The sequence below is a fragment of the Candidatus Devosia phytovorans genome (assembly GCA_029202405.1).
Taxonomy (GTDB): Bacteria; Pseudomonadota; Alphaproteobacteria; order Rhizobiales; family Devosiaceae; genus Devosia; species Devosia phytovorans.
The window spans coordinates 1,305,059-1,319,248 of the sequence record CP119312.1 but is presented as its reverse complement, the minus strand read 5'-3'; the positions used below and the strand labels follow the sequence as shown (position 1 = coordinate 1,319,248).

Sequence of the window (14,190 nt, the reverse complement as noted above, 5' to 3'; positions counted from 1 at the left end):
CACATCAACGTCGATTCGCAGAGCCCGCAATGTGCTCTGCACAAAAGAAGAAGGGGATGTTGCCATCCCCCTCTTTGCTTCGCCTTGCGGCGTTTAGTTCGTCGCCGGAGCGGCGGGCGTTTCAGCCGGTGCCGTGGCGGGAGCCTCGGGGACCGGCAGGTCGCCGCTCGCTTCAGGAGTCGAATTGGTTTCTGCGGCGGGCGCAGCCTCGGCGGCTGGAGCCGGCACCACGTCCTCGGTCACCGGATCGGCGCCAGCAGGGGCGACCGGATCGGAAGCGGGAACGGGAAGGTCAGACGTTGTCGCGCCGCTGCCGAGCTGGTTGAGCGCATCGAGCACGCTGGACGGCGCTTCGCCTTCCTGGCCGGCTGCTGCACGCTCGAGAATGCCCGAGGAGCCGCGATCGAGTTCGGAGAGAATGGTCAGGCCAATAGCGGTGGCGAAGAACAGGGTCGCCAGAATGGCCGTGGTCCGGGTCAGCAGGTTTGCCGAGCCGCGCGCAGTCATGAAACCGCCGCCGCCGCCACCGCCAATGCCCAGCGCGCCGCCCTCGGAGCGCTGCAGCAGGATCACCGCAATCAGCGCCAGGACGATCAGCAGATAGGCCACAATCAGGACGTTTGCCATTCTGTCTCAGTCTATTGGTCTATTAAAAGATGGCGCGTCATACACGCCTCACACTTCAAAGCCAAGGGCCAGCCGGAATTTCCGGCCAGCCAGAGGCGGCGTCGTGCAAATTACACGGCGGAGATAATGGTGTAGAAGTCCTTTGCCAAGAGGCTGGCGCCGCCGACGAGGCCGCCATTGACGTTTTCCACCGCCAGGATTTCGCGCGCGTTCTGCGGTTTCAGCGAACCACCATAAAGAATGCGCAATGTCGTCCCCTTGTCGCCGAAGCGCTCGACCAGCTTGCGACGGATGGAATCGTGCATCGTGGCAATATCGTCATTGCTCGGCGTGCGGCCGGTACCGATGGCCCAGACCGGTTCATAGGCAATGATCACTTCATGTTGTTCCGCCGCGTCGGGAATCGAGCCGGCCAGCTGGGTGGCGACGACGGATTCGGCGGTGCCGGCATCGCGCTCGGCTTCGGTTTCGCCCACGCAGATGATCGGTTTGAGGCCGGCGCCGATGGCCGCTTCCGCCTTGGCGCGCACCTGATCATCGGTTTCGGCATGGTTGGCCCGGCGCTCGGAATGGCCGACGATGACATATTGTGCGCCGGCATCGGCCAGCATGGAGGCCGAGAGATCGCCGGTATGGGCGCCCGATGCCTGGCTGTGACAATCCTGACCACCGGCCAGAATACCGCTCGTCGCGCCATTGGAGGCGACCATGTGCAGAATCGTGGCGGGCGGGCAGATCACCACCACGGCGCGCGGCGCTTCACCGGTCGTGAGCATGCCCGCAAGCTCGTTCAGCTCGTCGATCGAGCCGCGCAGGCCGTTCATTTTCCAGTTCCCTGCGATCAGCGGCGTAATGGTCGTTGTCACTCTTTGCTCCTGCATGCCTCTTGCACCGTGGGCAGGTTTGCCCTAACCCCGGCTGTCAAAATGGATTACTAGTGCCCTCCCGCTATTGCGGTAAAGCCTCGTGTTGCCCAACTGGAACGTCTCAGATGCTCGATAGTTTGCGTGCTTTTGCAAAATCCTGGCCCGGTAAGATCATGGGCGGCTTCCTGCTCGTGGGTATCGCCGGCTTTGGCATCAACAATGTCATCACCGATCTGGGCAGCAATACCGTAGCGCGAGTCGGCAACGAGGAAATCAATTCCCGCACCTTCCTGCGCGCCTATCAGGGTCAGCTCAACCAGGTTGCCCAGCAGATGGGCTCCATGCCCCTGCCCGGCGATCCGGTTGCCCAGCAGATTCAGGGCCAAGTGCTGCTGTCGCTGGCGCAGGACGCCGCGCTCGACCAGGTTGCCAACAGCTTTGGTCTGGGCGTTTCCGAGGCCAAGCTGGCCGAAATGCTCCGCGAGGATCCGTCCTTTCAGAACGCGCTGGGCACGTTCGACGCCTCGAGCTTCAGCCAGACGCTGCAGTTCAGCGGCCTGACGGAAGCCGAATATTTCGAGATGCAGGGCGATGCGGCCAAGCGCCAGCAGCTGATCCTCAGCCTCTTCGGCGATACCGAACTGCCGGCCACGGCATCGAGCCTGATCAACCGCTACTCGGCCGATCAGCGCACGATCGAATATTTCACGCTCAACGAAACCAATATCGAGACCCCGGCCGCCCCGACCGAGGAAGAGCTCGCTGCCTATCTGACCGAGCATCAGGCCGAATATCGCACGGTCGAGACGCGCAAGGTGCAGATGCTGCGCCTGTCGACGGCTGACCTCGCGGCAACCAAGACCATCAGCGACGACGCCATCGCCGCCGAATACGAGCGCACCAAGGGCAGTCTGGGCGAAGCTGAACGCCGCACCATCCAGCAGGTCCCGCTCAATGCCGAGCAGGTCACGGCCTTCGAGGCTGGCCAGACCGCAGGCACGCCGTTTGAAACCCTCGTCGCCGACGCTGGCCTGACCCCGACTGATCTGGGCACCCTGCCCCAGTCCGGCATCACCGATGCCGCTCTGGCCACGGCCGCCTTTGGTCTCGAACAGGGCGCCTTCACCATCATTGATGGTATTGGCGGCAAGCGCGTCGTCCATGTCTCGGCAATCGAAGGTGGCGGTACGCAGACCCTCGAAGAAGCCAGCGAACAGATCGCCGAAAACCTGGCCCTGGCCCAGGCCCGCACCGAGCTGGCCGAAGTGCAGGACCAGATCGAAGAACTGCGCGCTGCCTTCCGTCCGCTGACCGAGATTGCCGAGCGCTTCAACCTCGACCTCTACGAAGCCGACGTCACCAGCGGCGGCCAGCAGCTGACCGTCATTCCCGACCTCACTCCGGAAGACCAGCCGCGCGTCGCCCAGGCCATCTTCAAGGCCATCGAAGGCGCGCTGACCCCGGCGATCCAGCTGGCCGGCAATGGCAACCTCTGGTTCGACCTCAATGCCATCGAGCCGGCCCGCGACCAGACGCTGGACGAGGTCCGTGACACCCTGACCACGGCCATGGTGGAAGAGCGCACCAACAATGCCATCATGGCAGCACAGGCTGAGGCCGTGTCCCGCATGGATGCCGGCGAATCCATCGTCGATGTCGCGGCCTCGCTCAATGTCTTCCCGCAGATCTCCTCGGCCTTCCCGCGTTTTGGCTCGGAAGATGGTACCGTGGACGCCGCGGTCGCCTCCGCCGCCTTTGCCGGCCCGGCCGACCATCACGGCTCGGCGGTTAGCCAGAGCGGCGACTTCGTGGTCTTTGCCGTCACCGACCTTACCGCTGCGGAGGGCCCGCTGGCCCAGGCCGCCAATGACAGTCTCGAAAACGAGGCGCGCGTCGGGCTCTATGGTGACTTCATCACCGCCGTGCGCGACGATGCGGGCCTGCGGATCAACCAGCAGGCGCTCGATCAGGCGCTGGCTCTCAATTCCGGCGTCGTCCAGTAAAGCGACACCGGACCACCTCCAACCTGGACACGACAACGATGGGCGACGACTTCTTTCCGCGCTTTGCCGAGCAATATGATGCCGGAAAGTCCGGAATCGTCTGGCGTCGCATCGTGGCCGACCTCGAAACGCCGATCGGCACCTATCTCAAGCTGGCAGCGGGCCGGAAAAACACCTATCTGCTCGAATCGGTGCAGGACGCTTCGGTGCGCGGCCGCTATTCCATCATCGGCACCCAGCCCGATGTGATCCTCAAGGTCGAGGCCGGCCAGGCCAGCATCAACCGCTCGGCCCAGATCGACGACAGCACGTTCGAGCCCCTGCCCGACCTGCCGCTCGACGCCCTGCGCCAGCTTGTTGCCGACAGCAAGATCGAGGTCCCCGCCGGCCTGCCGCCGCAGTCGGCCGGCATCTATGGCTATCTCGGCTATGAAATGGTCCGCTACATGGAAGTGCTGCCCGACAGCAATCCGGATCATCTGCAAACGCCCGAAGCCGTGCTGATGCGCCCCTCCCTCCTTGCCATCTTCGACACGCTCAAGGACGAGCTCTATCTCACGGCGCCCGTCTATGTGCGCGACGGCGTTTCCGCCCGCCAGGCCTATGAAGCCGCCGAATCCCGCATCGACGACGCCATTGCCCGGCTCAGCCAGGCCATGCCGATCACCCCACCGCTGCCCGATCTCGAAAAAATCGACATCAAGAGCAACACTTCGCGCGACGACTATTTCGCCATGGTGGCCAAGGCGAAGGACTACATCACCGCCGGCGACATCTTCCAGGTCGTCCTGAGCCAGCGTTTCGAGGCCGATTTCACCCTGCCCCCGACCGCGCTCTATCGGGCCCTGCGCCGCACCAATCCCAGCCCCTACATGTATTTCCTCGATTTCGGTGACTTCGCCGTTGCCGGATCAAGCCCGGAAATTCTTGTGCGCGTGCAGGATGGCGAGGTGACCATCCGCCCCATCGCCGGCACCCGCAAGCGCGGCGCAACGCCCACCCGCGACCAGGAACTGGCGGCGGAGCTTTTGGCCGATCCCAAGGAACTGGCCGAGCACCTGATGCTGCTCGACCTCGGGCGCAACGACGTCGGCCGCGTTGCCAGGACCGGCACGGTGAAGGTCACCGACAAGTTCTTCCTCGAATATTATTCACACGTCATGCACATCGTCTCCAATGTCGTGGGCGTGCTCGACCCGAAATTTGACTTTGTCGATGCCCTCTCGGCCGGCTTCCCGGCCGGCACGGTCTCGGGCGCTCCGAAAGTGCGCGCCATGGAGATCATCGACGAGCTCGAACATTCCCGCCGCGGCATCTATGGCGGCTGCGTCGGCTATTTCGGTGCCGACGGCACGATGGATACCTGCATCGTGCTGCGCACCGCCATCGTCAAGGACGGCAAGCTCTATGCCCAGGCCGGCGCCGGCATCGTCGCCGACTCTGTACCCGAGCTCGAACAGATGGAATGCGAAAACAAGGCCCGCGCCCTTTTCAGCGCCGCCGAGGAAGCGTTACGCTATGCCGGCGAGGCAAGGATCGGGCAATGACGGCGCAGACGACCAATCAGCATCGATGGCGGACCTGGTTCTGATCGCCTGAACCGTCCCCTAGCCGCGCTGGAGCCAGATATGACCCGCACGCTCGTCATCGATAATTACGACAGCTTTACCTACAATCTCGTCCATTTCCTGGGCGAACTGGGCGCCGACATCACCGTCGTGCGCAATGACAAGATCACGCTCGACGAGGTCGCCGCCATGGCCCCCGAAGCCGTGCTGCTCTCGCCCGGCCCGGCCACGCCCAACGAAGCCGGCATCTGCCTTGGTCTGATCGAGCGCTTTGCGGCGACGACGCCAATCCTGGGCGTCTGCCTCGGCCATCAGGCCATCGGCCAGGCCATGGGCGGGGATGTGATCCGCGCACCCCATCTCGTGCATGGCAAAACCAGCAAGATCAACCACACCGGCAAGGGGCTGTTTCGCGGCCTCAACAATCATTTCGAGGCAACGCGTTATCACAGCCTGATCGTCAAGGAGGATACCCTCCCCGACGTGCTGGAAATCACAGCCTCGACCGACGATGGCCTGATCATGGGCATGCAGCACAAGAGCCTGCCGCTGCACGGCGTGCAGTTCCACCCCGAGAGCATTGCCAGCGAAAACGGCCATGCATTGCTGCAGAACTTCCTCAACATCGCCCGCGACTTCAACGCACGGAAGGCTGCGTGATGGACATCAAGCAGGCCCTCAACAAGATCGCCGACAATCGTGACCTGACCGGCGAGGAAATGCGCTCGGTGATGCGCATCATCATGGCCGGTGAAGCGACCGCCAGCCAGATTGGTGCCTTCCTGATGGGCATGCGCATCAAGGGCGAGAGCGTTGGCGAGATCGCCGCGGCCGTCTCGATCCTGCGCGAGCAGATGGTGCCGGTCACCGCGCCCGACGACGCCATCGACATCGTCGGCACGGGCGGCGACGGCGTCGGCAGCCTCAATATATCCACGGCCACGGCGATCCTCGTCGCAGCCGCCGGCGTACCGGTCGCCAAGCATGGCAACAAGGCGCTCTCCTCGAAATCTGGCTCCTCGCAGGCGCTCGAAGCCCTTGGCGTCAAGCTCGACCTGACGCCCGACGAGATCGCGGCAACCATTGCCGGGGCCGGTATCGGCTTCATGTTCGCGCCCAGCCACCATCCGGCCATGCGCCACGTTGGCCCCGCCCGCGCCGAACTTGGCGTGCGGACGCTGTTCAACCTGCTTGGACCGCAGTCCAATCCGGCCGGCGTGCGCCGCTATCTGTTGGGCGTCTATTCCCAGCAATGGGTCGAGCCGGTTGCGGCCGCTCTTCTTGCTAATCGCGCCATCAAGGCCTGGGTCGTCCATTCCAGCGAAGGCCTCGACGAACTTTCCACCTCCGGCCCCAATTTCGTCGCCCAGATCGCCGGGGGTGACCTGCGCAGCTTTGAACTGCATCCCGAACAGGTCGGCCTCAAGCTCACCGATCCCAGCGACCTGCTTGGCGGTGAACCGGCTGACAATGCTGCGGCCATCGTGGCCTTGTTCGACGGTGCCCCCGGCGCCTATCGTGACACCGTGCTGCTCAATGCCGGCGCAGCCCTGCTGGTGGCCGACAAGGTCACCACGATCGAAGATGGCATTGCCCTGGCGCGCGACACGCTCGACGCCGGCAAGGCCAAACAGACACTCGCCCGCCTCGTGGCGGTATCGAACGGACGAGAGAAATGACCGATATCCTCAAGCAGATCGAAGCCTATAAGCGCGAGGAAATCGCCGCCGCCAAGGCCATGCGCCCCTGGGCCGAAGTGGTCGCCCAGGCCCATGACCAGCCCGCGCCGCGCGGCTTCATCAAGTCGATCAGGGCCAAGCGCGCCGCGGGCAAGTTTGCCCTCATTGCCGAGGTGAAAAAGGCCAGCCCCTCCAAGGGCCTGATCCGCGCCGACTTCAACCCGGCCGAAATCGCTCGCTCTTATGAAATGGCCGGCGCCGCCTGCCTGTCCGTGCTCACCGACCGTCCCAGCTTTCAGGGCTCTCCCAGCTATCTCATCGAGGCGCGCGCAGCGACCAGGCTGCCGGTGCTGCGCAAGGATTTTCTGTTCGAGACCTATCAGGTCGCCGAGGCCCGCGCCTGGGGTGCCGATTGCATCTTGGTCATTCTCGCCGCTGTGGGCGATGATGTCGCGCGCTACCTGCTCGATGCCGCCGAGGAATGGGGCATGGATGCGCTGGTGGAAGTGCACGACCAGCTCGAGCTCGACCGCGCCCTGGCGCTGGGCGCCGAATTCATCGGCATCAACAATCGCAACCTGCGCACTTTCGAAACGACGCTCGAAACCTCGGTGAACCTCGCCGTCGGGCTGCCCCGCAATATCCTGCTGGTCAGCGAAAGCGGCATCGTCAACCACGACCATGTTCGCATGCTCGAGCAGCGCGCCCAGATCGGCACTTTCCTCGTCGGCGAGTCGCTGATGCGTCAGGCCGATGTGGAAGCCGCGACCCGTGCCCTGCTGCAGGGCGAACCGGCCATTGCCCGCTGATGGCTGAAAAACTCACTCATCTCAACGAACGGGGCGAAGCCCATATCGTCGATATCGGTGACAAGGCGGTTACACGTCGCCGCGCCGTGGCGCAGGCGCGAATCCTCGGGCAAGCCGATACCATTGCCACCATTCTCGGCGGCGGCCTCAAGAAGGGCGACGCCCTGGCCGTTGCCCGGGTGGCCGGCATCATGGCCGCCAAGAAAACCTCCGAGCTCATTCCGCTGTGCCACCCGATCCCGCTGACCAAGGTCAGCGTGGGCATCGAGGGCGACGGCGAGACTGCGATCCTGATCGAGGCGACGGCGGAAACCACCGGCCAGACCGGCGTCGAAATGGAAGCGCTGGTCGCCGCCTCGACGGCAGCACTCACGCTCTACGACATGGCCAAGGCGATCGACCGCGCCATGACCATCACCGATATTGCCGTGCTGGAAAAATCGGGCGGCAAGTCCGGCGATTTCACCCGCTCATGAACCTACTCCCCGTCGAAGACGCCATAGCGGCGATCCTGAACCGTGTTCCGGCCCCGGTCGCAGAAACCGTCGCGCTGTCGGAGGCCGCCGGCCGCGTGCTGCTGACGCCCGTCACTGCCACGCATGATCAGCCCCCCTTCCATGCCAGCGCCATGGACGGCTATGCCATGCGCGCCGCCGATGTGGTGGAGGGCCACAAGCTCAAACTCGTCGGCATGTCCCAGGCCGGCGCTGGCTATTATGGCACTGTCGGCTCCGGCCAAGCCGTCCGCATCTTCACCGGCGCGCCGCTGCCGGAAGGCGCCGATACCGTCATCATGCAGGAAGAGGCCGTCGCCGACGGCGATTTCATCTCTTTCACTGCCCCTGCCCGTCTCGGCCACAGCGTCAGGCCGCGCGGCAATGATTTTGCCAGAGGCCAGGTTCTCATCGAAGCGGGCACGCGGCTCGCGCCCATGCAGCTCGCCGTGGCCGCCGCCGGTAACGCCGCAACCCTGCAGGTAGCCAAGCGCCCGCGCATTGCGCTTTTGGCTACCGGCGACGAACTGGTGCTGCCCGGCGCGGCGCTCGGTCCGGACCAGATCGTCGCGTCCAACAGTTTCGGGCTGCGCCCCCTGCTGATGCCCTATGCCGAGACGGTCACCGACCACGGCATTGCCCGCGACACGCGCGAGGACCTGCGCGGCAAGCTGCAGGAAATCTTTGCTGGCGAGCCGGACATCGTCATCACCACCGGTGGCGCCAGCGTCGGCGACCACGATATCGTCCAGGAACTCCTGCTCGAGATGGGCGTGACGCTCGATTTCTGGCGCATCAACATGCGCCCCGGCAAGCCGCTGATGTTCGGCACGCGCGGCAAGACGCTGGTGTTTGGCCTGCCCGGCAATCCCGTTTCGGCCATGGTGACCGCCATGGTCTTCATCCGCCCGGCCCTGCGCCAATGGGTCGGCTTTCCCGAACCCGCCCTCTGGCGCCTGCCGCTTGCCGGCCCGACACCGCCCAACACGGCCCGCCGTCATTTCATGCGTGCCCATCTGATCCAGACCAAGGATGGCCTCCAGCTGCAGCCGATTTCCCAGACCGACAGCGGCCATACGTCGTCGCTGGCGACGGCGGACATGCTGATCGTCCAGCCCGAGCACGACCCGGGCCAGCCAGCCGGCACCGTGGTCGACGCCATCCCGCTTGACGGCTTCTGACAGTATAGATCAGGCCTATCTCTCTCTTTGCGCGGGGATATTGCAGAACATAACTAGAACAGCTATCTTCGTTCTGCCTACGTTCCGATTCTGTCCCCGAGGGGTCCATGCTCACGCGCAAACAACACGAGTTGCTGATGTTCATCCACGAGCGGATGAAGGAAAGCGGCATCCCACCCAGCTTCGATGAAATGAAGGATGCGCTTGATCTCGCGTCCAAGTCGGGCATCCATCGCCTGATTACCGCGCTCGAGGAACGCGGCTTCATTCGCCGCCTGCCCAACCGGGCCCGCGCGCTTGAAGTGGTCAAGCTCCCGGATTCGATGAACCCCTCGCTCGGCGGCCGCAAGGCGCGCTTCGAGCCGTCGGTCATCGAAGGCAATCTGGGCAAGGTGGCCTCGCCGCCCTCGCGCGTCACCACCCAGAACGAAGATTATGTTCGCCCGGTCTCGATCCCCGTCATGGGCCGCATCGCTGCCGGTACGCCGATCGAGGCGATCCAGACCCATTCCCACACCATTCTCGTGCCGCCCGAAATGCTCGGCGCCGGTGAGCATTATGCGCTCGAGGTGCGTGGTGACTCGATGATCGATGCCGGCATTTTCGATGGCGACACCGTCCTCATCAAGAAGCAGGAACAGGCCTCCACCGGCGAGATCATCGTGGCTTTGGTCGACGACGAGGAAGCCACCCTCAAGCGGCTGCGCCGCAAGGGCAATACCGTGGCGCTGGAAGCGGCCAATCCGGCCTACGAAACCCGCATCTTCCCGCCCGACCGCGTCAAGGTCCAGGGGCGCCTGGTCGGCCTGCTGCGGAAGTACTGAAACTCACTTGACAAGCCCGGCCCCACATCATGTGGCCGGGCTTTTTCTATCGGGTGCGGCCACATCGTCTGTTCGTTATCGGCTGATGGCCGAGTATGACTGCTGCTTGACCAGTCGGCGCTGCAGATCTGCAGCAGCGCCGCAGTCTTCGCCTTCAGCTTACTTGCCCTGAATACGTCTGCAAAAGTCATTGTCGTGCAAGACCTTGCCTAGGCCTTCGTTCCGTGCCACATATATCCCATACGTTTTCAGCCTAAGTCGGCTGCCTGCTGCCGGTTCTCCGGTCTGTGGCTCCTGCTCTATCATGCGAACGTTATGTCCCCTTGGCATTGTGCCAATGGATAACCGCTCGAATATGAGCAAAGGAAATACACATGTCCCTGATCAACGGCACCGTCAAATTCTTCAACACCACCAAGGGCTACGGCTTCATTTCGCCCGACAACGGCGGCAAGGATGCCTTCGTCCACATCTCCGCCGTTCAGCGTTCGGGCCTGCAGGGCCTCTACGAGAACGACAAGGTGACCTATGAAGTCGAAACCGGCCGTGACGGCAAGGAATCGGCAACCAACCTGACCCTGCTCTAGTAGCATCAGGACTGAAGCGAGCGCGTTTCGACGCCGCTCGCCGAGAAACCACCGCGATCCGTCGCGGTGGTTTTTTGTTGTCTGTGTTGCCTCGATCTAGTCGAGATACTTGCCCGAGCCGGCCCCATCCTTGTGGCGCAGCCGTGCCGCTGCAACCAGTTCGGGATCGAGTAGCCGCGCATTGATGCCGATCGTATGGCGCGAGGCGGCCCGCGGTGCCCAATGGGTCACGCAGCCGCAACTGCTGCAGCGGTGGAAATCCACATGCTTGCCATTCCAGGCATAGGTCTGCGTCTCGCCCGCCGATGGCAGACCGCCGAGCTCACTGTCCTCGAAATAGGTCCACAGCACGCCATAGCGCCGGCACAGGCTGCAATTGCATTCCACCACCACCTCGGGCGCCCTGGGCAGGGTGATCGTCACCCGCCCGCAATGGCAGCTCGCTATCGGCTTTTCGCTCAAATTCCGTCCTCCAAAACGAAAAGGGCCCGCCAACTGGCGGGCCCCGATAGTGGTAACGCATGAGATCAGTGATTGTCGCGCGGCAGGCCTTCGGTCTGGGCGATGCGCTGATACTTCTCGGCGGGCTTGAGAATGGCGCCGTCGCCCAGCTGGCCAACGAGGCCGCGCTGGATTTCCTGCCATGGCGTCTGGTGCTTGGGGAACTTGTAGCCGCCCGAGGCTTCCAATGCCGTGCGGCGGGTGGCGATTTCCTCGTCCGAGACCAGGATATTGGCCTGGCCCTTGTTGAGGTCGATCCGCACCCGGTCGCCCGTTTGCAGGATGGCCAGATTGCCGCCCGCCGCCGCTTCCGGAGAAGCATTGAGGATGGAAGGCGAACCCGAGGTGCCCGACTGGCGGCCATCGCCGATACAGGCCAGCGCGTGCACGCCTTTCTTGATCAGATAGGCCGGCGGCCGCATGTTCACCACTTCCGCCGCGCCTGGATAGCCGATCGGGCCCGCGCCGCGCATGAACAGCAGCGTGTTCTCGTCGATATCGAGCGACGGATCGTCGATCCGGTGGTGATAGTCCTCCGGCCCGTCGAACACCACCGCCTTGCCCTCGAAGGCACCGGGGCTCTCGGGGTTGTTGAGATAGCGATCGCGGAATTCCGAGGAGATCACGCTGGTCTTCATGATCGCATTGTCGAAGAGGTTGCCGCGCAGCACGAGGAAGCCCGCATCGGTCTTGAGCGGATTGTCGAAACGGCGGATGACCTTGTCGTCCTGGATCGTCGTATTGCGGCAATTCTCACCGATCGACTTGCCGTTGACGGTGGGTGCGTTCTCGCGGATCAGGCCCTGGCTCATCAGCTCGTTGACCACCGCCGGCACGCCGCCGGCATGGTAATAATCCTCACCCAGATATTCGCCCGCCGGCTGCAGGTTCACCAGCAGCGGCACCTTGTGGCCGTGGGTCTGGAAATCCTGCAGTTCCAGCTCGACGCCGATATGCTTGGCGATGGCCTGGATATGGATCGGCGCATTGGTCGAGCCACCGATCGCCGAGTTGACGACGATCGTGTTGATGAAATTGTCCTTGGTCAGGATGTCGGAGGGCTTGAGGTCCTCATGCACCATGTCGACGATGCGCTTGCCGGTGCGATAGGCCATTTCCTGGCGATCGCGATAGGGCGCCGGAATGGCGGCCGAACCCGGCAGCTGCATGCCCAGCGACTCGGCCAGCGAATTCATCGTGGTGGCCGTGCCCATGGTGTTGCAATAACCGGTCGACGGCGCCGAGGAGGCCACCAGTTCGATGAACTGGGCATAGTCGATCTCGCCGGCTGCCATCATCTGGCGCGCCTTCCAGACGATCGTGCCCGAACCGGTGCGCTCGCCCTTGTGCCAGCCATTGAGCATCGGCCCAACCGACAGCGCGATGGCCGGAATATTGACCGTTGCCGCACCCATCAGCATGGCCGGCGTGGTCTTGTCGCAACCAATGGTCAGCACCACGCCATCCAGCGGATAGCCGTAAAGCACTTCGACGAGACCGAGATAGGCGAGGTTCCGGTCGAGGCCCGCCGTCGGGCGCTTGCCGGTTTCCTGAATCGGATGCACCGGGAACTCGATGGCAATGCCGCCCGCCTCGCGGATGCCTTCGCGCACGCGCTCGGCGAGCACGATATGATGACGGTTGCAGGGGCTGAGGTCCGAGCCGGTCTGGGCAATGCCGATGATCGGCTTGTTCGACTGCAGCTCTTCGCGCGACACACCAAAATTCATGTAGCGCTCGAGATAGAGCGCAGTCATGTCCGGGTTGTCCGGATTGTCGAACCAAGCGCGCGAACGCAGCTTCTTGGGGGCCGAACCGGCGTTACCTGCCGTCATGTGATGTTCCTCTTGTCGTCGCGGACACGCGTCCACGTTGGACTCGTTCTAACATGGCTATCGCCCATGTGAATGCCCTTCCGCACAAAAAATCATACAAATGGAAAGCGTGGTCAATTTGCCACGCTCGACCGCCCCAAAGCCGCAGAAATCTTACCAAACGAGGGGACCGGACAACCGCTTTGCCGACAGGTATGGCTGGCACGGACTGCAGAATCGGACTGGCTGAAACAACAGCGAGCCATTAGGGTCGCGCCGCGACGAAGCAGCCGCGTGAGGGGATATTTGTGACGACGAGTGTAGACTGGGTTGCGGTTGACTGGGGGACCTCGAACCTCCGCGGCTGGGGCATGGCCGCCGATGGTTCGGTGCTGTTCGAAAAGTCCTCGCCCAAGGGCATGGGCAAGCTGACACGCGAAGAATTTCCCGCAGCGCTGGGTGAGCTGCTCGATGGCGTCACTGGCACGTCTAGTACGCTGGACGTGTTGATCTGCGGCATGGCGGGCGCCCGTCAGGGCTGGCTCGAAGCGCCCTATCTCGAAGCGCCGACCGATCTGCGCGGCCTGCTCGAAGGCGCCGTTCGCCCCGACACCGGTAACCCTCGCATTACCGCTGCCATCCTGCCTGGCGTCTGCCAAAAGGCCGGCGCAGACAATGTCATGCGCGGTGAAGAGACCCAGTTGCTGGGCCTTGCCGCGCTCAATCCGGGCTATTCCGGCATGGTCTGCATGCCCGGCACCCATTCGAAATGGGCCCAGCTTTCGGGCACGCGTATCGAGCATTTCTCCACCGCCATGACCGGGGAAATGTTCGAACTGCTGAAGACCCATTCCGTGCTGCGCCATTCGCTCACCGGCGAGCTCGATGGTCCCGGCCGCGCCGAAGGTTTTGTCGCCGGCGCCGAGGCTGGTCTGGCCCATCCCGAGCAATTGCTGGGCACCCTGTTCCAGGTCCGCGCCGGTTCGCTGCTCTCGGGCCGCCAGCCCGACTGGTGCGCCGGCTATCTTTCGGGGCTGCTCATTGGAACCGAAGTGGGCAGCAACCGTCATCTGATCGGCACCAGTGCCGTGCCATTGATCGGCTCGCCTGCGCTTTGCGCGCTCTATGCCCAGGTGCTGGCCATGGCCGGCGCCAGCGGCGCGCCCAAAGATGCCACCGAAATCGTGCTCGCCGGCCTCAAGGCCGCGCGCAGCTTTGCCCTATAGTTTGGAGTTCA

At 63.6% G+C, this 14,190-nt stretch carries 14 protein-coding genes; 10 read left to right on the top strand and 4 right to left on the bottom strand.

Features of this window, described 5'->3' with window-relative positions; genetic code table 11:
* Positions 1–93 precede the first annotated feature (93 nt).
* Positions 94–627: a preprotein translocase subunit SecG gene (gene secG / locus P0Y65_06745; protein WEK05946.1), complete on the bottom strand. Its 534-nt coding sequence runs from the start codon at positions 625–627 to the stop codon at positions 94–96.
* Positions 628–737: 110 nt separating this feature from the next.
* Positions 738–1,493, bottom strand: coding sequence for a triose-phosphate isomerase (gene tpiA / locus P0Y65_06740; protein WEK05945.1), 756 nt, complete (start codon positions 1,491–1,493; stop codon positions 738–740).
* Positions 1,494–1,618: 125 nt separating this feature from the next.
* Here tpiA and P0Y65_06735 point away from each other — a divergent pair, with 125 nt between their 5' ends.
* The 9 genes from P0Y65_06735 to P0Y65_06695 all read left to right on the top strand — a co-directional run bounded on the left by P0Y65_06735 (position 1,619) and on the right by P0Y65_06695 (position 10,638).
* On the top strand, positions 1,619–3,496 hold the full coding sequence (locus P0Y65_06735) for a peptidylprolyl isomerase (protein WEK05944.1): 1,878 nt from the start codon (positions 1,619–1,621) through the stop codon (positions 3,494–3,496).
* A 38-nt stretch (positions 3,497–3,534) separates the two neighbouring features.
* Positions 3,535–5,043, top strand: a complete 1,509-nt coding sequence (trpE, locus tag P0Y65_06730; GenBank protein ID WEK05943.1) for an anthranilate synthase component I — start codon at positions 3,535–3,537, stop codon at positions 5,041–5,043.
* 81 nt (positions 5,044–5,124) lie between these two features.
* Positions 5,125–5,724, top strand: coding sequence for an aminodeoxychorismate/anthranilate synthase component II (locus tag P0Y65_06725; GenBank protein ID WEK05942.1), 600 nt, complete (start codon positions 5,125–5,127; stop codon positions 5,722–5,724).
* A complete protein-coding gene (gene trpD, locus P0Y65_06720) occupies positions 5,724–6,743 on the top strand; it encodes an anthranilate phosphoribosyltransferase (protein ID WEK05941.1) in 1,020 nt (339 codons plus the stop codon). Before P0Y65_06725 ends, trpD begins: the two co-directional genes overlap by 1 nt.
* Positions 6,740–7,552: an indole-3-glycerol phosphate synthase TrpC gene (gene trpC / locus P0Y65_06715; protein WEK05940.1), complete on the top strand. Its 813-nt coding sequence runs from the start codon at positions 6,740–6,742 to the stop codon at positions 7,550–7,552. Before trpD ends, trpC begins: the two co-directional genes overlap by 4 nt.
* The gene (gene moaC, locus P0Y65_06710) at positions 7,552–8,028 is read left to right on the top strand and encodes a cyclic pyranopterin monophosphate synthase MoaC (GenBank protein WEK05939.1); all 477 of its coding nucleotides are present in this window, start codon (positions 7,552–7,554) and stop codon (positions 8,026–8,028) included. Before trpC ends, moaC begins: the two co-directional genes overlap by 1 nt.
* Complete coding sequence (locus P0Y65_06705) at positions 8,025–9,227, top strand: molybdopterin molybdotransferase MoeA (GenBank protein ID WEK05938.1); 1,203 nt, start codon at positions 8,025–8,027, stop codon at positions 9,225–9,227. The genes moaC and P0Y65_06705 overlap by 4 nt, the downstream gene beginning before the upstream one ends.
* 107 nt (positions 9,228–9,334) lie before the next feature.
* Complete coding sequence (lexA, locus tag P0Y65_06700; GenBank protein WEK05937.1) at positions 9,335–10,051, top strand: transcriptional repressor LexA; 717 nt, start codon at positions 9,335–9,337, stop codon at positions 10,049–10,051.
* Positions 10,052–10,431: 380 nt separating this feature from the next.
* Positions 10,432–10,638 carry a cold-shock protein gene (locus P0Y65_06695; protein ID WEK06746.1) on the top strand — a complete coding sequence of 69 codons (207 nt, stop codon included), beginning with the start codon at positions 10,432–10,434 and terminating at the stop codon, positions 10,636–10,638.
* A gap of 96 nt (positions 10,639–10,734) precedes the next feature.
* On the opposite strand, the gene P0Y65_06690 is transcribed toward P0Y65_06695, so the two are convergent.
* On the bottom strand, positions 10,735–11,100 hold the full coding sequence (locus tag P0Y65_06690) for a GFA family protein (GenBank protein WEK05936.1): 366 nt from the start codon (positions 11,098–11,100) through the stop codon (positions 10,735–10,737).
* 65 nt (positions 11,101–11,165) lie between these two features.
* A complete protein-coding gene (locus tag P0Y65_06685; protein WEK05935.1) occupies positions 11,166–12,974 on the bottom strand; it encodes a dihydroxy-acid dehydratase family protein in 1,809 nt (602 codons plus the stop codon).
* Between the two features lie 287 nt (positions 12,975–13,261).
* On the opposite strand from P0Y65_06685, the gene P0Y65_06680 reads away from it, so the two are divergent.
* Positions 13,262–14,179: a 2-dehydro-3-deoxygalactonokinase gene (locus P0Y65_06680; GenBank protein WEK05934.1), complete on the top strand. Its 918-nt coding sequence runs from the start codon at positions 13,262–13,264 to the stop codon at positions 14,177–14,179.
* Positions 14,180–14,190: the final 11 nt, after the last annotated feature.

Coding starts and splice junctions, on each gene's coding strand:
- trpE (WEK05943.1), top strand. CDS start 3,535: ATGGGCGACGACTTCTTTCCGCGCTTTGCCGAGCAATATGATGCCGGA.
- P0Y65_06735 (WEK05944.1), top strand. CDS start 1,619: ATGCTCGATAGTTTGCGTGCTTTTGCAAAATCCTGGCCCGGTAAGATC.
- P0Y65_06725 (WEK05942.1), top strand. CDS start 5,125: ATGACCCGCACGCTCGTCATCGATAATTACGACAGCTTTACCTACAAT.
- secG (WEK05946.1), bottom strand. CDS start 627: ATGGCAAACGTCCTGATTGTGGCCTATCTGCTGATCGTCCTGGCGCTG.
- moaC (WEK05939.1), top strand. CDS start 7,552: ATGGCTGAAAAACTCACTCATCTCAACGAACGGGGCGAAGCCCATATC.
- trpD (WEK05941.1), top strand. CDS start 5,724: ATGGACATCAAGCAGGCCCTCAACAAGATCGCCGACAATCGTGACCTG.
- P0Y65_06685 (WEK05935.1), bottom strand. CDS start 12,974: ATGACGGCAGGTAACGCCGGTTCGGCCCCCAAGAAGCTGCGTTCGCGC.
- P0Y65_06705 (WEK05938.1), top strand. CDS start 8,025: ATGAACCTACTCCCCGTCGAAGACGCCATAGCGGCGATCCTGAACCGT.
- trpC (WEK05940.1), top strand. CDS start 6,740: ATGACCGATATCCTCAAGCAGATCGAAGCCTATAAGCGCGAGGAAATC.
- lexA (WEK05937.1), top strand. CDS start 9,335: ATGCTCACGCGCAAACAACACGAGTTGCTGATGTTCATCCACGAGCGG.